This window comes from Defluviicoccus vanus (assembly GCF_014672695.1).
In the GTDB taxonomy this organism is placed as follows: Bacteria; Pseudomonadota; Alphaproteobacteria; order Rhodospirillales; family Defluviicoccaceae; genus Defluviicoccus; species Defluviicoccus vanus.
Genome location: NZ_CP053923.1, coordinates 1963349 through 1985562 on the forward strand (window position 1 = coordinate 1963349; position 22214 = coordinate 1985562).

General features: G+C 64.5%; 16 protein-coding genes. 13 read left to right on the top strand and 3 right to left on the bottom strand.

The genetic code is table 11. From position 1 onward, the window contains the following. Nucleotides 1-21: 21 nt before the first annotated feature. The 6 genes from ispG to HQ394_RS08975 all read left to right on the top strand — a co-directional run bounded on the left by ispG (nucleotide 22) and on the right by HQ394_RS08975 (nucleotide 6405). Nucleotides 22-1296: a flavodoxin-dependent (E)-4-hydroxy-3-methylbut-2-enyl-diphosphate synthase gene (gene ispG / locus HQ394_RS08950; protein WP_190262948.1), complete on the top strand. Its 1275-nt coding sequence runs from the start codon at nucleotides 22-24 to the stop codon at nucleotides 1294-1296. 8 nt (nucleotides 1297-1304) lie between these two features. Further along, the gene (gene hisS / locus HQ394_RS08955) at nucleotides 1305-2549 is read left to right on the top strand and encodes a histidine--tRNA ligase (RefSeq protein ID WP_190262949.1); all 1245 of its coding nucleotides are present in this window, start codon (nucleotides 1305-1307) and stop codon (nucleotides 2547-2549) included. Nucleotides 2550-2613: 64 nt separating this feature from the next. Next, nucleotides 2614-3891 carry a glutamyl-tRNA reductase gene (hemA, locus tag HQ394_RS08960; RefSeq protein WP_456151571.1) on the top strand — a complete coding sequence of 426 codons (1278 nt, stop codon included), beginning with the start codon at nucleotides 2614-2616 and terminating at the stop codon, nucleotides 3889-3891. Continuing rightward, nucleotides 3875-4951, top strand: a complete 1077-nt coding sequence (gene prfA, locus HQ394_RS08965) for a peptide chain release factor 1 (protein WP_223292072.1) — start codon at nucleotides 3875-3877, stop codon at nucleotides 4949-4951. Before hemA ends, prfA begins: the two co-directional genes overlap by 17 nt. Next, entirely contained in the window at nucleotides 4948-5871 is a 924-nt protein-coding gene (gene prmC / locus HQ394_RS08970) for a peptide chain release factor N(5)-glutamine methyltransferase (protein ID WP_190262952.1), read from the top strand. The genes prfA and prmC overlap by 4 nt, the downstream gene beginning before the upstream one ends. Nucleotides 5872-6024: 153 nt before the next feature. Continuing rightward, a complete protein-coding gene (locus HQ394_RS08975) occupies nucleotides 6025-6405 on the top strand; it encodes a DUF4167 domain-containing protein (protein ID WP_190262953.1) in 381 nt (126 codons plus the stop codon). A 49-nt stretch (nucleotides 6406-6454) separates the two neighbouring features. On the opposite strand, the gene HQ394_RS08980 is transcribed toward HQ394_RS08975, so the two are convergent. Beyond that, a complete protein-coding gene (locus HQ394_RS08980; RefSeq protein WP_190262954.1) occupies nucleotides 6455-6868 on the bottom strand; it encodes a terminase small subunit in 414 nt (137 codons plus the stop codon). 91 nt (nucleotides 6869-6959) lie between these two features. Continuing rightward, nucleotides 6960-9518: a heavy metal translocating P-type ATPase gene (locus HQ394_RS08985; RefSeq protein ID WP_190262955.1), complete on the bottom strand. Its 2559-nt coding sequence runs from the start codon at nucleotides 9516-9518 to the stop codon at nucleotides 6960-6962. 668 nt (nucleotides 9519-10186) lie between these two features. On the opposite strand from HQ394_RS08985, the gene HQ394_RS08990 reads away from it, so the two are divergent. From HQ394_RS08990 to HQ394_RS09000, 3 genes are all read left to right on the top strand, one after another. Then, a complete protein-coding gene (locus tag HQ394_RS08990) occupies nucleotides 10187-13519 on the top strand; it encodes a transglutaminase family protein (RefSeq protein ID WP_190262956.1) in 3333 nt (1110 codons plus the stop codon). 213 nt (nucleotides 13520-13732) lie between these two features. Further along, complete coding sequence (locus tag HQ394_RS08995; RefSeq protein ID WP_190262957.1) at nucleotides 13733-16231, top strand: circularly permuted type 2 ATP-grasp protein; 2499 nt, start codon at nucleotides 13733-13735, stop codon at nucleotides 16229-16231. 56 nt (nucleotides 16232-16287) lie between these two features. Next, complete coding sequence (locus tag HQ394_RS09000; RefSeq protein ID WP_190262958.1) at nucleotides 16288-17190, top strand: transglutaminase family protein; 903 nt, start codon at nucleotides 16288-16290, stop codon at nucleotides 17188-17190. Nucleotides 17191-17248: 58 nt separating this feature from the next. Here the strand turns inward: HQ394_RS09000 and HQ394_RS09005 are convergent, their stop codons facing one another. After that, entirely contained in the window at nucleotides 17249-18718 is a 1470-nt protein-coding gene (locus HQ394_RS09005; protein ID WP_190262959.1) for an O-antigen polysaccharide polymerase Wzy, read from the bottom strand. 340 nt (nucleotides 18719-19058) lie between these two features. On the opposite strand from HQ394_RS09005, the gene HQ394_RS09010 reads away from it, so the two are divergent. The 4 genes from HQ394_RS09010 (at nucleotide 19059) to HQ394_RS09025 (ending at nucleotide 22208) form a co-directional block, all read left to right on the top strand. Further along, complete coding sequence (locus HQ394_RS09010; protein WP_190262960.1) at nucleotides 19059-19499, top strand: VOC family protein; 441 nt, start codon at nucleotides 19059-19061, stop codon at nucleotides 19497-19499. A 201-nt stretch (nucleotides 19500-19700) separates the two neighbouring features. Beyond that, a complete protein-coding gene (mepA, locus tag HQ394_RS09015; RefSeq protein WP_190262961.1) occupies nucleotides 19701-20603 on the top strand; it encodes a penicillin-insensitive murein endopeptidase in 903 nt (300 codons plus the stop codon). A gap of 10 nt (nucleotides 20604-20613) precedes the next feature. Then, on the top strand, nucleotides 20614-20862 hold the full coding sequence (locus tag HQ394_RS09020; protein WP_190262962.1) for a hypothetical protein: 249 nt from the start codon (nucleotides 20614-20616) through the stop codon (nucleotides 20860-20862). Next, on the top strand, nucleotides 20838-22208 hold the full coding sequence (locus HQ394_RS09025) for a DOMON domain-containing protein (protein WP_190262963.1): 1371 nt from the start codon (nucleotides 20838-20840) through the stop codon (nucleotides 22206-22208). Before HQ394_RS09020 ends, HQ394_RS09025 begins: the two co-directional genes overlap by 25 nt. Nucleotides 22209-22214 lie beyond the last annotated feature (6 nt).

Genomic DNA, 22214 nt, shown 5'->3' on the forward strand with positions numbered 1-22214 from the left:
TGGAGTTTGGGTAATTACGTGATGGCTTCCGCATTTCGGCTGGCAGCGCGCCGGCAAAGCATTCCGGTGCAGATCGGCCCGGTCACCGTCGGCGGCGATGCGCCGGTGGTGGTGCAGTCGATGACCAACACCGACACCGCCGACGTGGAGTCGACGGTCAGGCAGGTGGCCGCTCTCGCGCGTGCCGGCTCGGAGCTGGTGCGGATCACCGTCGATCGCGAAGAGAGCGCCGCGGCGGTGCCGCATATCCGCGAGCGGCTCGATGCTGCGGGCGTCGACGTACCACTGGTTGGCGACTTCCACTACATCGGCCATAAGTTATTGACCGATTACCCGGCCTGCGCCGAGGCGCTGGCCAAATACCGGATCAACCCCGGCAACGTCGGCTTCCGTGAGAAGCGCGACCGCCAGTTTGCGACGATGATCGAAGTCGCGATGCAATACGACAAGCCGGTGCGTATCGGCGTCAACTGGGGCAGCCTCGATCAGGAAGTGCTCGCCCGGATGATGGACGCCAATTCCAAGGCGGCGTCGCCGAAATCCGGTGACGAGATAACCAACGAGGCGATGGTGGTCTCGGCGGTGGAGAGCGCGCAACTGGCCGAAGAACTCGGTCTGCCGGCGAACCGGATCATTTTGTCGTGCAAGGTGAGCGCGGTGCAGAGCCTGATCGCCGTCTATGGCGACCTCGCAGCACGCTGCAACTACGCCCTGCACCTGGGCCTGACCGAGGCCGGCATGGGATCGAAAGGCATCGTCGCTTCGACGGCAGCACTGGCGGTGCTGTTGCAGCAGGGCATCGGCGATACCATCCGCGTCTCGCTGACGCCGGAGCCGGGCGGCGACCGGGCGCAGGAGGTGATCGTCGCCCAGCAGATCCTGCAGACGATGGGCTTGCGCTCGTTCATGCCGCTGGTCACCGCATGCCCCGGCTGCGGGCGGACGACGAGCACCCTGTTCCAGAAGCTGGCCGGTGAGATCCAAGACTACATCCGCGACCGGATGCCGGTGTGGGCCACCACCTTCGAGGGTGTGGAGACGATGAACGTCGCCGTCATGGGCTGCATCGTCAACGGCCCGGGAGAGAGCAAGCACGCCGATATCGGCATCAGCCTGCCCGGTACCGGTGAAGACCCGGCCGCCCCCGTCTTTATCGACGGCCGTAAAGCGATGACGCTACGCGGACCCAATCTCGCCAGCGACTTCCGTGGCATCGTCGAAGACTACGTGGAGAAGCGCTATCCCAGGCGTGATCCGGGTACGGCGGCGGAACCGCTCGCTGCGACGAGCGCCTGAGCGCGACCATGCCTGACCTTCGCCCCGTTCGCGGCACCCGGGACTTCCTGCCCGAGGACAGCCGATTGCGCCGCCACGTGGAGACGACCGCGGAGCAGGTGGCTGCTGCCTGCGGCTACGGGGAAGTGGCGACGCCGATCTTCGAGTTCACCGAGGTGTTCGCCCGTACCCTGGGCGACACCTCCGACGTGGTCACCAAGGAGATGTACACCTTCGCCGACCGCGGCGGCGAAACCATCACGCTCAGGCCGGAGAACACCGCCGGCATCGTCCGCGCCTTCATCTCCAACAAGCTGACGCAGCAGCTGCCGCTGCGCGCCTTCTACCGCGGGCCGATGTTTCGCTACGAGCGGCCGCAGAAGGGCCGGCTGCGCCAGTTCCATCAGGTCGGAGTCGAGCTCCTGGGTGTCGCCGACCCGTTGGGCGACGTGGAGGTGATCGCGCTCGCCTACGAATTTCTCGCTGCCCTCGGCCTCACCGAAACCACCGCACTCGAGCTCAACAGTCTGGGCGACGGGGAGAGCCGTACAGCCTATCGTGCCGTGCTGGTGGAGTACCTGCGCCAACATCACGGGGCACTGTCAGAAGACAGCCGCGTCCGCCTGGAACGCAACCCCTTGCGCATCCTCGATTCCAAGGATGAGGGCGACCGGCGGATCGTCGCCAAGGCCCCTCTCCTCGTCGACCACCTGAACGAGGCGTCGCGCACCGTCTTTGCCCGCACCCTCGCCGGTCTTGAGGCGCTGGCCATACCCTACACCCACAATCCGCGCCTGGTCCGCGGCCTCGATTACTATTGTCACACCGCCTTCGAGTTCACCACCCAGGCGCTGGGCGCCCAGGGGACGGTGCTTGCCGGTGGTCGTTACGACGGTCTCGTGCAGCAGATGGGCGGGCCGGCGACGCCCGGCACCGGCTGGGCGGCCGGCGTCGAGCGGCTGATGGATCTGGTGGTAGCACCGGCACCAGCACCGCGGCCGGTGGTGGTCATCGCCCTTGGCGCCGAGCAGCAGTTGCCGGTGATGACGCTGGCGAAGCGACTACGCGTCCCGGGCCAGGTGGTGCTGTTCGCCTTCGGCGGCAATCTCGGCAAGCAGATGAAGTGGACGAACCGGGTCAACGCGCGTCGGGCGGTGATCATCGGTTCGGAGGAACTCGCCCGTCACGTCGCCACGGTGCGTGACATGGATACCGGCACGCAGGAGGAGGTGTCGCTCGCCTATCTGGACGAACACCTCGCGCTCCTGGCGTGAGCTGGCACCGCCGGCGCGGGCGGTGGGTACGGTGAGTGACGAAGCCGCGTCCGAAGGCGGTCAGGTGCGCCCCTTCGTCGTCGGCGCCAACCAGCACTGCAGCAGCCTCGCCCTGCGCGACCGCCTGTATGTCGAGCCGGCAGCGCTGACCGACGTGCTCGACCGCCTGCGGNNCGGGCGAGATCTTCCCCAGGTGCTGCTGCTCGCCACCTGCGACCGAGTGGAGATCGTCGGTGCCGACGCAGATCCCGAAGCAGCAGCCGCAAAGGCGATCGCTGTTCTGTCCCGGCATGCGGGGCTCGACGACGCTGAACTGTCCGGCCAGTTTCTGTCGCTGAACGACGCCGACGCCATCCGCCACCTGTTTCGCGTCGCTGCTTCGCTGGACAGCACGGTGATCGGCGAGCCGCATATCCTGGCCCAGCTCAAGGCGGCACTTGCGGCCGCCCGCACCGCGGCGACCACCGGTCCCGACCTGGAAGCGATGATGCAAGCGGCACTCGCCATCGGTAAGCGGGTGCGCAATGAAACCAGCATCGGTGAGCGCGCGGTCACCGTCACCGCCGCCACGGTCGAACTGGCGCGCAGTGTTCACGGCGCTCTCACCGAGCGCACGGCGCTGGTGATCGGCGGCGGCGAAATGGGCGATCTGATTGCCAGCGCGCTACGTGAAGCTGGACTGCGCCGGCTCAGCTTCTCCCATCCGCGGCCGGAGCGAGCGGAAGCCCAGGCGCGGCTGCATGAATGCCATATGGTCGCCTTCAATAGCCTGGCAACGGCATTGGCAGAGACCGATATCCTTGTCGGATGCCTCGGCGTCCGCCAGCATGCGGTGGGTTTCGAGATGATGCGGGCGGCGCTCAAGACGCGCCGCCAGCGGCCGGTGTTGCTGATCGACGCCGCGGTGCCGGGCGATTTTGATCCGACGATTGACCGCCTCGATGCCGCTTTCCTGTATACGTTCGACGATCTGGAGAACGTGGCGGCCCGCGGCAGGGCGTCGCGCCAGAACGAAGCCGCGACCGCCTGCACCCTTGTTGAGGACGCGGTGGCGGCGTTCCAGCGAGAACGGTCGGAACGGCTGGCGGTGCCGCTGCTGGCGTTGATCCGCGGCTATTTCGAGGGCGTCCGCGCGGATGCCCTTGCCGACGCTGGCGCCGACGCCGAGAAAGCAACGCGTCTGTTGATCAACCGCCTCTTGCACGGTCCGACGCAGGCGTTGCGTAGTCTGGCGGGGCAGAGTGAGCAGACAAACGAGGACCGCGAGCAGCTGGCAACGTTGCTCAGGCGATTGTTCCAGATGAACGACGATGGTGATGGAAACAATGACGGCGCTCGATGAACGACTGGATCGGATGGTGGCCCGCCACCAGGAGGTGGCGGCTCGGCTGGCCGAAACGCAGGGCGCCCTGCCGGAAAACTATGCGCAGTTGAACCGGGAGCTGGCGGAGCTGACCACCGTGGTCGAGGCGATCAACCAGCTGAAGCGGGCACGCGCAGAGCTGAATGACCTCGAGGCGATAGCGGTTGACGCCAGCGCTGATTCGGAGATGCGCGAACTGGCGCGCGAGGAAGGGCTCGAATTGAAGCGGCAGCTGCCGGAGCTGCAGCACCATGTGCAGGTGTTACTGCTGCCGAAGGACGTAGCCGACGAGAAGAACGCCATTCTCGAGGTGCGTGCCGGTACCGGCGGCGAGGAGGCGGCGCTGTTTGCCGCCGATCTGTTTCGCATGTATCAGCGCTACGCCGAGGCCAAACGCTGGCATTTTGAGGTGATGAGCATCAGCGAAACTGGTATCGGCGGGATGAAGGAAGCAACGGCGACCATCGCCGGCAACGCCGTCTTCGCCCGTCTGAAGTTCGAGTCCGGGGTGCACCGGGTGCAGCGGGTACCGGAAACGGAAGCCAGCGGTCGCATTCACACATCAGCCGCCACCGTCGCCGTGCTGCCGGAAGCGGAAGATGTGGACGTGGCGATCGAAGAAAAAGACCTGCGGATCGACGTCTACCGCTCCAGCGGCCCCGGCGGCCAGTCGGTGAATACCACCGACAGCGCGGTGCGCATCACCCACCTGCCCACCGGCATCGTCGTCACCCAGCAAGACGAGAAATCGCAGCACAAGAACCGGGCGAAGGCGATGAAGATTCTCCGTGCCCGCATCTATGAGCTGGAACGGGAGCGGCTTGCCAACGAAAGGGCGGCCGATCGCAAGAGTCAGGTGGGCTCTGGCGATCGATCGGAGCGGATCCGCACCTATAACTTCCCACAGAGCCGGGTTACCGACCACCGGATCAACCTGACGCTGCACAAGCTCGAGCGGGTGCTGAACGGCGAGCTGGACGAACTGATTGAGGCGCTGATCGCCACCGATCAGGCGCAGCGGCTGGCACAGGACGCATGAGGGGAGCGCCCACGATCGCCCAGGCGCTGGCGACGGCTCGTGCCGCACTGGCCGACGCCGGCATCGATCAGCCCGCGCTCGATGCGCGGCTGCTGCTGGCGGACGCGACCGGTCTCAGCCGCGCGCAGCTGATCGGTTGGGGCGAACGGCCTCTCGCCGCCGTCGAAGCCCAGCGCCTCCACGCCGCCCTGCAGCGTCGCCTGGCACGCGAGCCACTTGCCTACATTCTCGGCCGCAAGGAGTTCTGGAGCCTCGATTTCGCCGTCGATCGCCACGTGCTGATCCCGCGGCCGGACAGCGAGACGCTGGTGGAGGCGGTACTGGCCTCGGTGGCGGATCGCCATCGACCGCTGCGGATCCTCGATCTCGGTACTGGCAGTGGCTGCCTCTTGCTGGCGTTGCTGAGCGAATTGCCCGCAGCCCGCGGCGTCGGTGTCGATTGCTCCGTCCAGGCGCTGCAGCTCGCACGACAGAATGCCGAGCGGCTGGGATTGGCGGCGCGTACCGGCTTCGTCAGCAGCGATTGGGGTAGCGCGCTTGCGGGCCGCTTCGATCTCATCGTCGCCAATCCGCCCTACGTGACCGAGGCTGACTGGCAGCAATTGATGCCGGAAATCAACCGCTACGAACCACGCGCAGCGTTGGTCGCGGGCAGCGACGGACTAAGCGCCTATCGGCGCATTCTGCCGCACGTGCGCCGACTACTCAGTGACACCGGAGCGATCTTTTTGGAGATTGGTACCGAACAAGCCGAAGCAGTGATTGACATCGCTGCCTCTGCCGGGTTTGAATGCGCCGACATCAGGGATGACTTGGTGGGGTTTGCGCGTTGCTTACGACTGCGTTTTAGTCGACGCCCCATCGGCCAACAAACGGCTTGGAAACAAAGCGTTTCCTGTTTAATGTCAAGAAAGCGGTGAAGTTACCGCCTTGGGTGGCGCCGTAAGGTGCCTTTACTCCGACTCCTGTTTCGGCTGCCGTGCCCCTAACCTAACGGGGCTTGGGTTTCGTTTGGGACCCGACGTGTTGCGGCGCAGGCGTCGAGATAACTCATAAATCTGCATTTTGGTGCAATGAAACACAATACTAACCTCAGAAGAGGGCGTAACCGTGGTAATGGGAAACGGTACGTACCTATTCGAAATCAAACTTTCGAGAGTAACGGTCCCGACGGCAAAATTCGTGGGACTGCGCAGCAGNNGGTTTTTGAACGTTATCTCGCTCTTGGGCGCGATGCATCCTCTTCCGGGGACCCTATATCAGCGGAAGGCTATTTTCAGCACGCCGAGCACTACTTTCGATTGTTGCATGCGGCTGAACTTGCAGAAGCTGAGCGCGCGGCGGAACGGATCCGTCGGTTTGGCAACACCCCGGATGGACAGCCTGAACCGGTTGCGCTCGATGCGCTCAACGATGATTCCCTCGACGAAGGCCCGGAAGAGCTTACGTACTAGGTGCGCTCACGCCGATCCGGACCAAACCCGTTACTGCTGCTTCGCGGGTTTAATCCGCGTCTTTGCCTTCGCTTGGGTCTGCAATGATCTCCTCCTCGTCCGCTGACGGCTGAACGCCTTTTCGGTGTAGCGTCCGCGGCGCGCGGGTGGTCGCGGCAACGCCACCCAGCTTAGCCTGGAGTTCGATCGCGCGGGCCGCTGCACCCAACTGATGCTGATCGATCGCCCGACAATACACCGTCTCGAGTTTGCTGAGCAGCGCATCCACGTCCCGACACTGCCCGTCGGCAATCGTGGTATGTAACTCGCCGATGCGCTGGATGATGCCGGGCAGCTTCAACAGACGGTATCCGGTGTTGCGCGCCGATTCGGGACGATAGCCCGCCGCACGGGCCGCCTGCGCGGCGTTGGCACATTCGACGAACAGCCGGCAGAAGCGCTCCTGGCGAGGTTTAAGAGTCATGGCCCGTCCTGATTGCGCAGATCTCTTGAGGACTATAGGCCTACAATTACGTCACGTCAAGAACTTGTAGCCAAGCATCCTGACTTTTGTCCTATAATGTGCTTGCCGATAGTGGGTGCTCCGCCACAACTGGTGACGATTGCAACCGCGGTCGCCAGCGGCGTAACAGCAGCGCATTGCTCACCACACTGACCGAACTGAGCGCCATCGCCGCGCCTGCCAGTGCCGGATTGAGCAGGCCCAACGCCGCAACCGGCAGTCCGACCACGTTGTAAACGAAGGCCCAGAACAAGTTCTGGCGGATCTTTCGCCACGTCGCCCGCGACACATCCAGCGCCGCCCCTACCAGCCGCGGATCCGGTCGCATCAGGGTAATGCCCGCCGCCTCGAGCGCCACGTCGATGCCGGAGCCGATGGCGAGCCCCACATCGGCAGCGGCCAAGGCCGGCGCATCGTTGACGCCATCGCCGACCATCGCCACCACCCGCCCGGCACTGCGCGCCCGGCGCACCGCCGCCACCTTGTCGTCGGGACGCATGGCGGCGCTCACCTGCGTGATGCCGAGGCTTTTCGCCACCTGACGCGCCACCGGCTCGGCGTCGCCAGAGAGCATTTCCACCTGAATGCCGCGCTCCTGGAGCTGAGCCACTGCGGCGGCGGCCTCCATCCGCAATGGATCCGTGAGCTCGATCGCCGCCGTCAGCGCGCCATCAAGCGCGACGAGCACGGTGGTCCGGGCCCGCCCCTCGGCGCGACTGACCACTGCGGCGGCGGCCGTCGCATCGATCCCTTCCGCCTGTAGCAGCGCCGGTGTTCCGATCACCACCGTGTGGCCCTCGGCGGTGCCGACGATGCCCAGACCTGGCCGGCTGCGCACATCCGTCGCAGCGCGCCACACCAGACCCTGGTCCTCGGCATGGGCGACGATGGCGCGGGCAAGGGGATGTTCGCTGCCCGCCTGCACCGCTGCCACCAGTTGCAGCGTGGCGTTTTGCTCACCCGCCAACATGGTGATCCCCACCACCTCCGGGTGCCCCATGGTCAGGGTGCCGGTCTTGTCGAACAGCACCAGGTCGACACGATGCGCTCGCTCCAGCGCGTCGATGTCACGGATCAGGATGCCATGTCGGGCAGCGGCGCCGGTGCCGGCGACAAGCGCCGCCGGAGTGGCGAGGCCGAGCGCACAAGGGCAGGCAATGACGAGAACGGCGACCGCGGCGGTCACCGCCTGCTCCACCGTGCCGTCGGCGATGAGCCAGCCGGCGAAGGTGAAGCCGGCGATCGCCACCACCACCGGAACAAACACCGCGCTGACGCGATCGACCAGTCGCTGCACCGGGGCCTTACCGGATTGGGCGTTCTCCACCAGCCGTATGATGCGCGCCAGCGTCGAATCCGCACCCACCGCCGTCGCTTCGATGCGCAACAGGCCGCTGCCGTTCACCGCACCGCCGGTCACCCGGTCACCGGAGCGGCGTGGCACCGGCTGGCTCTCGCCGGTGATCAGCGCCTCATCCACCTCGCTTTCGCCGGTCAGCACGATACCGTCCACCGGCAGCCGCTGGCCGGGACGGACAACCACCACGTCGCCGGCAGCGACGGCGGCGATGGCGACGGTCTGTTCCTGTCCGTCACGCTCGATCGTCGCCGACTCCGGCCGCAGGCGCATCAACTCGCGGATCGCCGCCGTGGTGCCGCGCTTGGCCCGGCCTTCCAGCCACTTGCCGAGGGTGACAAGGGTGATGATCGCAGCCGAGGCCTCGAAATACAGGTGAGCGCCACCGTGGTCGGCGGCCAGATTTGGCGACTGAGTTGGCGCCAGCATTCCCCACAGCAGGACAGTGAGGCTGTAGGCATAGGCGACGCTGGTGCCCAACGCGACCAGCAGGTCCATGTTGCCGCTGCGGTTGCGGATCGCCCGCCAGGCACCACGATAGAAGCGCCGGCCGATCCAGAGTTGCACCGGCGTTGCCAGGAGAGCCTGCCACAACGGCGGTACCGCTACGGCGACGCCGAGCAGCGGCAGCACCATGTGGGCGATCAGCGGCAGGGTCAGCGCCAACGCCAGCGCCAGTTCGAGGAGATCCCGCCGACCCTCGGCACGCTCCACCGCCGCCCGCTCGGCTTCCTGTGCCAGCAGCGCCGCGGTATCGCCACTGCGAACCACGGCACGAAAACCGATCGCTTCGATCGCTGTCACCAGTTGTGCCGCCTCCACACTCTCAGGGAGCAGGTGCACGTCGGCACGTTCCAGGGCGAGATTGACATCGGCCGCCACCACCCCCGGCGTCGCCCGCAATGCCTTCTCCACCCGTCCGGCGCATCCGGCACAGTGCATGCCGCTAACATCAAGAACGTGCGCCTGCGTCGGCACGGCAAAGCCGGTGGCGCGCACCCGGGCGACAATGGCGGCAGTGTCGGCAGCAGCCGGATCGTAGGTGAGATCGGCACGACCGATCGCCAGATTGACGGCCGCCGCACGCACCCCCGGCTCGGCACCCAGCGCCCGCTCCAGCTTGCTGGCGCAGCCGCCACAGGTCATCCCCTCCACCGGTAGGCGCAAGACTACGCTGTCGTTGCCGCGACGCTCCGCGAGGGGTACCTTCGACGACGCCCCGTTCACCGCCGGCAGTGTCGTAGCCGTTTCCATCGTACCCTCATCCTTCAATGCCACGGTCCGGGAGACTACCAACCGGCAAAGCCCGTCGCCGAATCCATCACCACCACAACGCCCTCGTTACTAAGAATCGCCATGCCTCGCCGTCTGCGCAAGGGTTGGCGTTGCCTGCCAGCCGAAGCGTCGGCGACATATCGGGCAGCGACTACCGCGTAACCGGTTCTCTGCTGCTTTTTTAGGCCATAGCGCTTCACTTCTGGTGCTGGTCTGGTGATGGCCTCCCTCCGTTGGCGGCTAATCGATGGCGGACTGAAAGTAGAACGTTCGCTCCAAACCGACGATGCGGGCGAAATGATCGGACCGCTGGCAGTGGACTCTATCTTGCTTAATTATTCAGTTTGCCGGACCCGAAGCTCTGTCGCCCGCGATGCCGTGGATGACCAGATATTCAGGGAGCGCGGATCGGCGTGCAGGGAAGGAGCATCGGAGTGTCGACACCAGCGGTTCGTTCGCTATCATGCCGAACGCTCCTACGCGCACTCTGCGCCGAGCATCACCGAAGCGGCATTCCGTTGGTAATCCGCATCAGGCGTCCATTCGTCACCCTGAGTGACTAAGAACCAGATTCACGAACAAGGCCCCGACCGACGCGCGCAATCGTCAATGTCGTCGGTGCTCACTGCGGCAGAACAGGATCGCTTATGGCTATCGACGTCGCGTTGACCCACGAAACCGTCTACCGGTACGACAGGCTGGTCCAACTCGGTGCGCAGGTCATTCGCTTGCGGCCGGCACCTCACTGCCGCTCGCGAGTTCTCTCCNNCTATTCATTGGATGTCTCGCCGCAGCCGCATTTTCTCAACTGGCAGCAGGATCCTCAGGGCAACTACCTGGCACGGCTCGTCTTTCCGGAGCGGGCGCGAGAGTTCCGCATCGTTGTCGATCTGGTCGCGGAAATGTCGGTGTTCAATCCATTCGACTTCTTCCTTGAGCCGGAGGTGGAGTCGTTTCCCTTTCCCTATGCGCCGTGGCTGCAGAAGGAGCTGGCGCCCTACCTGACGCCGCTCCCGGCAGGTCCGTTGCTGAGCGAGTGGCTCTCCCGGATCCCGGCGACCGCGGAGCGAACGATCGATTTCCTGGTGCAGCTCAATCAACGCCTGCAGGCGGATATTTCCTACGTCATTCGCCTCGAACCGGGCATCCAGACTTGCGAACAGACGCTTGGCCTGGGCACCGGTTCCTGTCGTGACACCGGCTGGCTCCTGGTGCAGATCCTTCGCCATCTCGGCCTCGCCGCCCGCTTCGTCTCCGGTTACCTGNNAATCCAGCTGAAGCCGGACGTGAAGTCGCTCGACGGCCCCGTTGGCGCGTCGCATGACTTCACCGACCTGCACGCTTGGGCCGAGGTCTTTCTGCCGGGTGCGGGCTGGATCGGTTTCGATCCCACGTCGGGACTGCTTGCCGGCGAAGGCCACCTGCCGGTCGCCTGCACGCCCGACCCGGAAAGTGCGGCACCGATCACCGGTGGTGTCGAGCCGTGTGAGGTCGAATTTTTCCACCGCATGTCGGTGCACCGCATCCGCGAAACGCCGCGGGTGACCAAGCCCTACACCGACGAGCAATGGGCGGCGATCGTGACGACCGGTGACCGGGTCGACGCGGTGCTGCAGGCGAACGACGTCCGCCTTACCGTCGGCGGCGAGCCGACGTTCGTCTCCATCGACGACATGGACGGCGCCGAGTGGACAAGCACTGCCGACAGCGCGACCAAGCGTCGCCTCGCGGCCGAGTTGATCGGCCGCCTGCGTGACCGGTTTGCCCCGGGTGGGCTGCTGCACTTTGGCCAGGGCAAATGGTATCCCGGGGAGTCGCTGCCACGCTGGGCATTTGCTCTCTACTGGCGACGCGACAGCAAGCCCTTGTGGCGCGAACCGGCGCTCGTTTCGCGCGACAGCGGCAACGAGCCGGCGACGCTCGACGATGCCGAAGCCTTTGCCCAAACGCTTGCCGAAACGCTGGGCATACACCCGGGTTATGTCATCCCCGCCTACGAAGACCCCTTCCCCTACATCGCCCGCGAACGCTCACTACCGGAAAACGTCGACCCCTTCGATTCCAAGCTTGAGGACGAAGAGGAACGGGAACGGCTGGCGCGGGTGTTCGAGCGCGGTCTCGGCAATCCCATAGGTTTCGTCCTGCCGGTCCAACGCTGGAACTCTCGTGACGGTGCCCGCTGGATCAGCGAGGTCTGGTCGTTTCGACGCAAGCGGCTTTGCGTGGTGCCGGGGGACTCGCCATTGGGCTTCCGCCTGCCCCTCNNGAAGGCCCTGCCGTGGATTCCGCCTGTCTGGTATCCCTATTCCTCACCCATGGATCCGTTTGCGCCGCGCGAGCCGCTGCCTGATCCGAAGCCATTGAGTCAGGTGATCAAGCAGCAGGCTGCTTACGGCGCCGGCGGCCGGCCAAAGCGGGCGAGACAGGTGGAGCAGCCAAGCCCCGACAGCAGCGGCAACTCGGTGCGCACGGCACTCTCCGTCGAGCCACGCGATGGTCACCTGTGCATCTTCATGCCCCCGGTAGACACCACTGACGATTATGTCGAACTGGTGATGGCGATCGAGGACACCGCGGCGACCCTCAACACGCCAATCCGCATCGAGGGCTACACGCCGCCGCCGGACCCGCGCCTCAACCTGATCAAGGTCACGCCCGATCCGGGGGTGATCGAAGTGAACATCCACCCCTCCCATTCCTGGGCCGAGTTGGTGGAGGTGACCACCGAGCTTTACGAAGAGGCACGGTTGTGCCGCCTCGGCACGGAAAAGTTCATGCTCGACGGCCGTCACACCGGGACCGGTGGCGGCAACCACATCGTTGTCGGCGGCTCAACACCGGCAGACAGCCCGTTCCTCCGCCGCCCCGATGTGCTGCGGAGCCTGATTGGCTACTGGCAAAACCATCCGGCGCTCTCTTACCTCTTCTCTGGTCTGTTCATCGGCCCCACCAGTCAGGCGCCGCGGGTGGACGAAGCGCGCGACGACCAGCTCTACGAATTGTCGCTGGCGTTTCGCCAGATACCCGAGCCGGACGCGGCGAGCCAGACCCCGCCCTGGCTGATTGATCGCATTCTGCGCAACCTGCTGGTGGATGTGACAGGCAATACCCATCGCGCCGAGATCTGCATCGATAAGCTCTATTCTCCGGACAGCAGCTCCGGGCGACTGGGTCTGGTGGAATTCCGCGCATTCGAGATGCCACCGCACGCGCAGATGAGCCTCGCGCAGCATCTGCTGCTGCGTTCATTGATTGCCTGGTTCTGGCGCGTGCCCTATCGCCGTCCCCTCACCCGCTGGGGAACCAGCCTGCACGACAGGTTCATGCTGCCCTATTTCGTTCACCAGGACTTACTCGACGTGATCGAAGACCTGCGCGGTGCCGGCATCGCCTTCGATCCCGCCTGGTTCGCACCACACTTCGAGTTCCGCTTCCCCCTGATCGGGACCATCGACCTGGAGGGTGTCAACGTCGAGCTGCGTCAGGCACTGGAACCCTGGCATGTGATGGGCGAGGAAGGAGCCATCGGCGGCACCGTCCGCTACGTGGACTCCTCGCTCGAACGCCTGCAGGTTCTGGCGACCGGGCTCGTTCCCGGGCGGCACGTCGTGAGCTGCAACCGTGTGCGCGTGCCGCTGCGGGAAACCCAGCGTAAGGCCGAAGCGGTCGCCGGCGTTCGTTACCGTGCGTGGCAGCCCGCCTCATCGCTGCAACCCACCATCCCGGTCAACACGCCGTTAACCTTCGACGTATACGATCAGTGGTCAGGACGTTCCCTCGGTGGTTGCGTTTATCATGTGGCGCATCCGGGCGGGCGAAACTACGATACCTTCCCGGTCAACGCCTACGAGGCAGAAAGCCGGCGTCTCGCCCGGTTTTTCCGCATTGGCCACACGTCGGGTTCATTCCAGGTGCAGGACGCGCCGGTGAACGATGAATTCCCGATGACCCTTGACCTGAGGTGGGCGTGGGGCGCTTGATGAGCAGGAGGCAGTCCCATGGTAACCGATCGCGGCGCCGCCTGCCGGGCGGATGTGGGTTGCGCTTACGTAAGCGCATGGAGGTACCCAGGCCGTGTCTGGTTTGCTCGTTCCGGATGACATGATGAGCACGGCTGAAGCCGAGTCGCTGGCATCGACTGGTGCAGGGGGCTGTTACGCTCGTATCAGCCCCTGCGTGGCATCTACGATGAAATGATCGGCGAAGATCGCCAGCTGCGGTCGCATTGGCGTCAATTTGTCGGCGCCATCGAAAGCCTGCCGCCGCGTGAACTGGCNCGGCGTTGGCGATTGGCCGAACGGCTGCTGCATGAGAACGGCCTCACCTACACCCTCGATCCGGGCGGCGAGCGTCCCTGGGAACTGGATTTTGTTCCGCTCGTCATCAGCGGGGAGGAATGGCGGGAGATCGAGGCCGGGCTGATCCAGCGGGCACGCCTGCTCAATGCGATCATGGCCGATCTGTATGGCGCGCAGACGCTGTTGCGCGAGGGCGCNCTGCCGGCGGCGCTGATCTTCGGCAACCCGCACTTCCTCCGTCCCTGTCACAATATCGTCCCCAAGGACGGCAATTTTCTCCATTTTTACGCCGCCGACCTAGGCCGCTGCGCCGATGGGCAATGGCGGGTATTGGGCGACCGTACCCAGGCTCCCTCCGGCGTCGGCTATTCGCTGGAGAACCGCATCGTTCTCTCCCGCTGTCTGCCGGAGCTGTTCCGCACCTGCCACGTCCATCGTTTGGCCAGCTATTTTCAGACGTCGCACGACTGCCTGGTACGCCGGACCGCGCGGGAGAACCCGCGCATCGTCCTGTTGACGCCCGGCCCGAGCAGCGAGGGCTATTTTGCCCACGCCTATCTCGCGCGCTACCTCGGCTATACGCTGGCGGAGGGAGGCGATCTTACCGTCCGCGATAACCGCGTCTACCTGAAGTCGGTGGATGGCCTAAAGCTGGTTGATCTGATCGTACGTCGTGTCGATTCCGAGGATTGCGACCCACTGGAGTTGCGTGCCGACTCGACGCTCGGAGTGGCCGGCCTGCTGCAGGCGGCACGCGCCGGCACCGTCGCCCTATCCAACGCGCTCGGCAGTGGACTGGTGGAAACCAAGGCACTGATGCGCTTCCTGCCCGAGCTCTGCCAACACATACTCGGCGAAGATCTTCGCCTGGCCAGCACCCCCACCTGGTGGTGCGGTCTCGAAGAAGACCGCGAGCGGGTTTTCGAAAGTCTCGACACCCTGGCCATCGATAGCGCCTTCATGCGTCGGCCGTTGCTGTCGGCGGCGGAAGGCATCGTTCTCGGCAGCGACTTGACTCGCGACGAGCAGGCAGCAGTACGCAAGCGCCTCGCAGCCCGCGGCCTTGATTACGTCGCCCAGGATATCACCGCGCTGTCGACGACGCCGGTCTGGGTGGACGAACACCTTGAGCCGCGCTCGATGAGCATCCGTGTTTTCCTGTCCGCCAAGGACGGGACCTATTCGGTCATGCCGGGCGGCTTAACCCGCGTCGCCGCATCGCGCAACGCGCATGCGATTTCCTTGCACCGGGGCCAGGGCACCAAGGACACCTGGGTGTTGTCCGACGAACCGGTGCCGACGATCACGCTGCTGCGTTCGCCCCTGAGCTACGCCCGGCCGAAGCGCACCGGCAAGGACCTGCCGAGCCGGGCCGCCGACAACCTGTTCTGGCTCGGTCGCTATACTGAGCGAGCAGAAGACTTGGTGCGCGCCTTGCGCAGTGTGGTCAGCCGGTTGACCGAGGACGCGGCGCCGGCGAGCGACTATTCGGCNGCTTCGCAGCATCCTGCGGGTGCTGCTGGAACGCGGCGAAGGCCCGCCCAGCAGCCCCACGCCCCCACCAGCGACTGGCGGCTTGGCGCGCATCAGTCGGTGATCGAGCGCAAACTGCTGACGTTGATGTTCGATCGCGGCTGCAGTTACGGACTGCAGGAGTCGCTCGAGCACCTGCATCGCACCGCCTCACTGGTACGCGACCGCCTCTCCGCCGATGCCTGGTCCATTCTCAGCCGGCTGCATTCGAAGAGCACCGGTCGTCTGGACGTCGGCGAGCCGACGTCCGGACGCATCGATATGGGCGGGTCGCTGGAAATCCTCGACGATGCCGTACGGTCGCTATCGGCATTCAGCGGCATGGAAATGGAGAACATGACCCGCAACCACGGCTGGCGCTTCCTCGACATGGGGCGACGGGTGGAACGGGCGCTGCATCTGGCGCAGCTGCTGCGCAGCCTCATCGCTCGCGGCGATCCGGAAGCGGATGGCACTCTGGTGATGATTCTCGAACTGGCCGACAGCATCATGACCTACCGGTCGCGCTATCTGACGACGCCGCTGGTCCCGCCGGTGATCGATCTCCTGGTGCTGGATGAAACCAATCCACGCTCCATCGCCTTCCAGATGAGCGTGCTTGACGATCACGTGGAACGGCTGCCGCGCGATACCGAACTGTCGGATGTGCGCAGTCCGCAACAGCGGGAAGTACTGTCACTCCTGACCGAGATCCGCCTGTCGGACATCGCCGAGCTGTGCCACCAGGACTCCAACGGCCGTCGGTCAGCCCTCGACCTCCTGCTTCGTCGCATCGTCACCTCCATGCCGCGTCTGACGGAGCTGATCAGCCGTGACTATTTCAGTCACGCCGAGGTTCGTCGGCCGGTCGACCTTCAATAGGGGCCCGAGCCAGATGCCGCGGTCACTGGTCGATGCTGAGGAGAAACACACCGTGGATGGTAACGGCTTGCAATCAGTTGTTCCAGGTCAGTCACCGGACCAGCTATCGCTACTCGGTGCCGGTGTCGCTCTCCCATCATGTGCTGCATCTGACGCCACGGTCGTGCATGAACCAGATTTGCCACAGCACGACGCTGAAGATCTCGCCCATACCGACGGCGCGAGGCTCCGGCCAGGACTACTACGGCAATCCGGTCGATTTCATCACCTTGCAGCATCAGCACAAGGAGCTGGTGATGGACGCCAGGAGCGTCATCGAGGTGTTGCCGCGGCCAGTTCCGAAGGCGTCGATAACCCCCGCCTGGGACTCCATCTACGTCAATCTCTCCCGCGACACCTCGGAGGAGGGACTGGAGGCGATTCAATATGCCTTCGAGTCACCGCAGACACGCACCACCGACGACATCCGTGCCTACGCCCGCAAATCCTTTCCCGTTGGCCGGCCGGTTCTCGAAGGCGCGCTCGATCTGACGCAGCGGATCAATCGCGAATTCACCTTCGACACGACGGCGACCACGGTATCGACGCCGGTGGAGGACGTGTTGCGGACGCGCCGTGGCGTCTGTCAGGATTTTGCCCATCTGCAGATCGCCTGCTTGCGCGCACTGCAACTGCCGGCTCGCTACGTCAGCGGTTACATCCTGACCCATCCGCCGGAAGGGCGGGACAAGCTGGTGGGTGCCGATGCATCGCACGCTTGGCTCTCTGTCTGGTGTCAGGAGGACGGCTGGGTTGATCTTGACCCCACCAACGACGTGGCGGTGGCGCTTGAGCACATCACCCTCGCCTGGGGCCGCGAGTACAGCGATATCAGCCCGGTCAGCGGCGCCATTTTTGGCGGCGGAGCACACAGCATCCAGGTGGGCGTGGACGTCAATCCGCTAGAACAGGATAACTGAAGCAGCTGCCGCGCCATCGGCTGCAAGCGCCGGCGCGGCTGACGCCAGCGCGCTTAACTCAGCGCGCCTGCAGCGGCGGCCGTTCGCTGCCGCCCGATTTATCGCCGAATAGGTAACGAGCCAGAACCGGCGACTTCAACACGAGAAACACCAGGATCGCCATTGGCCCGAATGCATTGACCAACGCGAGCAATGTACCGCGCATCCCGTAGATCGTGTACGAGGTGGCGATCGCGACCATGATCAGATACAGGTTCATCTTACCGTAATCGACGCCGGCAGCGCACACGTAGTCCATTCTTCGATAGAGATATCCCACGAACAGACCGCCGAGCCACGCACCGGCGTACGAAAAATCAATGTAAAACTCGGCAGGCAGGGGCGTTGACAGGTTGGTCATTGAATAACCAAGGTCCCTGCCAACCATAATGCCGGTCCCCTCGCCTTTTCCCTTCCAGATTGAGCGTGGAACGAAGAATAGCATCGACGAGAGAAGCTGGTTTCCATAGGTATAGCCATACATATCCGTATGCTTCACCGTGTTCATCGTCGTCTGGAAACCATCAAAATCCATCTGCTTGAGGTAGGTAATTGGATCTTCAATGTTCTCCTCAAGGCCACTCGAACTGCTATCGTAGTGTCTCAATACATTCAGCCATTGGAACAAGCTGAACATGGCGAGCAGCATGCCGACGACAAGACCAACGCGGATCCAAGGACGCCAGTTCTTCAGGAAGACGATCAGAAACGACAGCAGGATGCCGAACTGCCAGTTTCTGGCCAAGGCCGGGAGATAATTCACCACCAGGAAAATCGGCGTCAGCGTCGCCACTAGCGGTACGCCGATGAGCGCATTGATCGCCGGTCGTTCATGTCGCCAACGGCGGACCGCGTAAATTGCTAACAACAGACCAACCAAAACCATGCAGCGCGGCAAGCTGAGAAGAAGGCCGATCTGAATCTGCGACATGCCAAGGGTATCGAGGATATTTGACTTGAACTCGCCGCGAGTCGACAGCAACACACTCAAGCCGAATCGCTTGATACACAACAGGCCGAGAACAATAGCGGTCAGGCAGAAGAGCGTAATTGGGACAATGCGACTGCTCTCTTCGCTTTTCCTGATCATGGCAACGGCGTCATCGTAGCGATGACGACCGACCAACTGCTGACCGACGAAGAAACAAAGCAAGAAACCTGCGGTGACGAGCGCTGCCCTAGTGGCGACAGGATCGCTGTACAGCACATCAGCCATCTGGAAGGTGTTCGACGAAACCTGCACTAGGCCAGGCAGCAAATAGAAGAAAGAAAAATAAAACATGCAAAATATACTCGGAAGCGCCTGTAACGGCTCGAGCGCTCGCAACATCAATACAAAGGTCGTACAAAAGAAACAGATGATAAGAATTGACGATGCTATCTCATACTGCGGCCGCGCCTGAAACACGATCACGATCGCCGCGGTAAAGCATAACGTCGCGAAGAGGCCGGCGATCAGAATGCGGAACGGCAGGGAGAGCATCGGCATCGGTCCTTCGTCACAGCAGACGTCACGGCGATGTCTCCTCGACGGAGGAGCACTTCACGCCCTCGACTCGCCGGATCATCAACGAACCCAGGCGGGCAAACGTCCCCAGGGGACAGTCCATGGTCGCTTTATCCGCCAACGGCGGCAAGAAATCCAGGGTGGAGATCACATACGACCGCTCCCTGATCCTCACATCCCATAAACGTGACCACGCCACAGCCGCACTGGATGACGCCGCTGACAACTGCCCATCTATGCTTCGAGAGCGAAGCCGCCGCCGCGGAGGCCCCGTCCTGACACCGCATCAAGGCGACGGCAGTATACCAGAAGGGAGAGACGCATGCGCTACCTGCACACCATGGTCAGGGTCGGAGACCTCGAGCAAAGTCTTGATTTTTACTGCCACAAGTTCGGCCTGAGCGAGGTACGGCGGATGGAGAATGCCGCCGGCCGATACACCCTGGTCTATCTCGCCGCGCCGGCGGACAAGGTGCGTGCACGCGCGACTCAGGCGCCGTTGATCGAGCTGACGTATAACTGGGACGAACACGCTTATGATAGCGGCCGCAACTTCGGCCACCTGGCATTCGCGGTCGACGATATCTATGCCGTCTGCCAGCGCTTGCACGACCAGGGGATCGTCATCAACCGGCCGCCCCGCGACGGCCGGATGGCCTTCATCCGCTCGCCCGACGGCATCTCCATTGAACTGCTGCAGCAAGGCGAGGCGCTGGCGCCGGCGGAACCGTGGGCGAGCATGGCGAACACCGGCACCTGGTAAGCAGCCAGGCGGCAAGGCTGATCCGGCCACCCGGGGATTGGTGGGGCGCCCATGTTCCTCGGCAGCCGTCGCTTCCGCCCTTGGCGGCTCTTCCGACGAACGCTACAAGCAATCCTGATAGGGAGCGCACGCTGGTGAACGGCTGCGGTGCCGGCCCGGGTTCGAATGCGCAACGCCAGCTGGCCGCGCCAGGGAATGCCCATGCAATTCCGAGGGATGTCGGTGAAATACTGGGGACTGCGTCTGATTGCGGCGGCGATCGCTCCCGTCGCCCTGGCGGCGATCATCCTCTTCGCCCTAACAACAACGGGCGTCCGGGCGCAGGTCGTCGACTGGAGTGGCCCAAAGACGCCCACCGCCGCTCCGGCCGAGATTGCCGGCACATACAATCGCGGCTGCATCGGCGGCAGCGTCGCGTTGCCCCTCGACGGGCCCGGCTATCAGGTGATGCGGGTCTCCCGCAACCGCTACTACGGTCATCCCGAACTGGTGCAGTTTATCGAAACCATAGCGGCTGAGCTGGCGGCGGTCGGCCATCCGGGTCTGCTGATCGGCGATCTGGGGCAGCCGCGCGGTGGGCCGATGAACTCTGGTCACCGCAGTCACCAGATCGGCCTCGACGTGGACATCTGGTTCCTGCTCAAGCCCGCCGGCGGACTGAACGCAGCGGCACGGGAGGCGCTGCCGGCGCCATCGCTGGTGATCCCCGGCGGCGACAGCGTCACCGACGACTGGAGTGAAGCGCAGACACAAGCATTGCGCACAGCAGCGCTAGCGCCCGAGGTGGACCGCATTTTCGTCAATGCGGCGATCAAGCGACACCTGTGCGATACGGAAACCGGTGACCGCAGCTGGCTTAGCCGGATCCGGCCATGGTGGGGCCACGACGACCACTTCCATATACGCGTGGCCTGTCCTGCCGATCAGCCTCTGTGCGAGTCGCAAGCGCCCCTGCCACCCGGCGAAGGCTGCGATGCCAGCCTCGACTGGTGGTTCTCCGCCGAGGCGGCGGCGGAAGCGGCCAAGCCGGCCAAGGTACCGCCCCGGGCACTGAGCCTCGACGATATGCCGCCGAGCTGCCGCAGTATTTATTATGGTGAGTGATGTGGGACGGATGCGGGCAAGACAGCGTCTGACCCGCGCCATGCCACATACCCTCGCGGCTGGCATCGCCCTCGTGCTGCTCGCCATCGCTGCGCCGGTCGCCCGGGCGCAGACCACCATCAGCGCACCACCGCCCAACCTGTTGATCGACGGCAATCCGGACGAGTGGACCGACCGCCCCACGACGCTAACGTTCCTCCCGGCCACCCCGCCGCCCGCGGCGGACGCGTCTGGGTGGCGCAGTCGGCGGACGGTCTGATCATCGCCGCACGCGTCAGCGGTCCCGCCCCCAACTTTGCCAAGGCCGCGGCGGACATGGCCGCAGGTGATCATGTTGAGCTGTGGGTGGCACTCGCCGACGAGGTCGCCCTGCCGGAAGTGGGCTGGGGCAACCAGTTTGGTCCGGTGCTGCTGGAGTCGGCGGACGCCTGCGCCAAGAACGACGACATCGCCGACGACGCCAACGCCGTCGCCGAGTGCCGCACCTGGTACATGGAGCAGCAGGCCTATCGGCGCCAGTTTCGCAAGCTCTTCGTCCGCCAGTGGCAACTGGCACCGGCGCTCGCAGTGGAAACCTTCGCCCGCCCGGCGTTCGCACAGATGTCGCCGGAGGCCAGGGAGAAGATCAGCGCGCTTGCCCCGTCGGCCGCGGCCGCCGACCTCCCCACCGTCCGCTTCGCCCCGGTCGCCGATGGCGGCTATGGCTTCGAAGTCGCCGTTCCCTGGTCAGCGCTTCCGCCCTCGCCCACCCTCGACCTCGCTCGGCTGCGGCTGATGCTGGACGTTTTCTCACCGGGCAGCGACGGCAAGTACGGCCCCTTCTCGTCCACCGCAGCGGAGCGCAAATATGCTGAGGTGGCGACAATGACTGTCCTTCGCCTCGACCCGGTCCGGCACTGGCGGCTCAGCGATTGCGGTTACCCGCTCACCGCCGACGACCAGTGGGGCGAACAGACGCTTCCGGCCTACTTCTTTCCGTTGGCGGGCGAGGTTCTGCGGGACATCTTCGTCATTGAGAACGATGTGGCCGGCTATCAGTACACGGCTGGCGGCTATTCGCCGGTGATCACTCCGACTCGGTTGTTCAGCCAGCGACTGACCCCGGACCTGGTCCTCTGCGGTCCGCCGTTCGCCGTCCGCCGAAGCTCTCAGACCCGCTTCATCGATGAACTCACGCTCAGTCCCGGAGCCCGCGTGAAAGCGGTGAACGACGGCTGGCTGATCGCCCAGGGTCCCTTCGTCGGGCAGGCCAACCGGTTCGGTTCCGGGGCCTGTGGCGCCTGTCCCACCATCAGCCTGCAGGTCCTGTTTCTTCCGGCAGCCAACAGCAGCCCCCTCGTGGTCGCCTTCAACGACACTTGGCTGATCGAGGACGAGGACGTGAAGGAGGCAGGCGGCCGCAATGCGCGGGTTACCCTCAGCGACGACCTGATGACGATCACCGCATGGGAAGGCGAGGTCCCCGACGACCAGCCGAAGGCGTTGTGGACGCGCATTCGCAAGTGCTACGACGGGGCGAAGCACCTCTTCGCCGACTGCGCCCGCGAGGAAAACGTCAAGCCGCCGCTGGATATCCCGATGCCGCCCGAGGAGCCTGCGCCCTAGGTGAAG

What these genes read in the sequence shown, in the direction of transcription:
- ispG (WP_190262948.1), top strand. Translation starts at nt 22, where the DNA reads ATGGCTTCCGCATTTCGGCTGGCAGCGCGCCGGCAAAGCATTCCGGTG.
- hisS (WP_190262949.1), top strand. Translation starts at nt 1,305, where the DNA reads ATGCCTGACCTTCGCCCCGTTCGCGGCACCCGGGACTTCCTGCCCGAG.
- prfA (WP_223292072.1), top strand. Translation starts at nt 3,875, where the DNA reads ATGACGGCGCTCGATGAACGACTGGATCGGATGGTGGCCCGCCACCAG.
- prmC (WP_190262952.1), top strand. Translation starts at nt 4,948, where the DNA reads ATGAGGGGAGCGCCCACGATCGCCCAGGCGCTGGCGACGGCTCGTGCC.
- HQ394_RS08980 (WP_190262954.1), bottom strand. Translation starts at nt 6,868, where the DNA reads ATGACTCTTAAACCTCGCCAGGAGCGCTTCTGCCGGCTGTTCGTCGAA.
- HQ394_RS08985 (WP_190262955.1), bottom strand. Translation starts at nt 9,518, where the DNA reads ATGGAAACGGCTACGACACTGCCGGCGGTGAACGGGGCGTCGTCGAAG.
- HQ394_RS09000 (WP_190262958.1), top strand. Translation starts at nt 16,288, where the DNA reads ATGGTAACGGCTTGCAATCAGTTGTTCCAGGTCAGTCACCGGACCAGC.
- HQ394_RS09005 (WP_190262959.1), bottom strand. Translation starts at nt 18,718, where the DNA reads ATGCCGATGCTCTCCCTGCCGTTCCGCATTCTGATCGCCGGCCTCTTC.
- HQ394_RS09010 (WP_190262960.1), top strand. Translation starts at nt 19,059, where the DNA reads ATGCGCTACCTGCACACCATGGTCAGGGTCGGAGACCTCGAGCAAAGT.
- mepA (WP_190262961.1), top strand. Translation starts at nt 19,701, where the DNA reads ATGCAATTCCGAGGGATGTCGGTGAAATACTGGGGACTGCGTCTGATT.
- HQ394_RS09020 (WP_190262962.1), top strand. Translation starts at nt 20,614, where the DNA reads ATGCGGGCAAGACAGCGTCTGACCCGCGCCATGCCACATACCCTCGCG.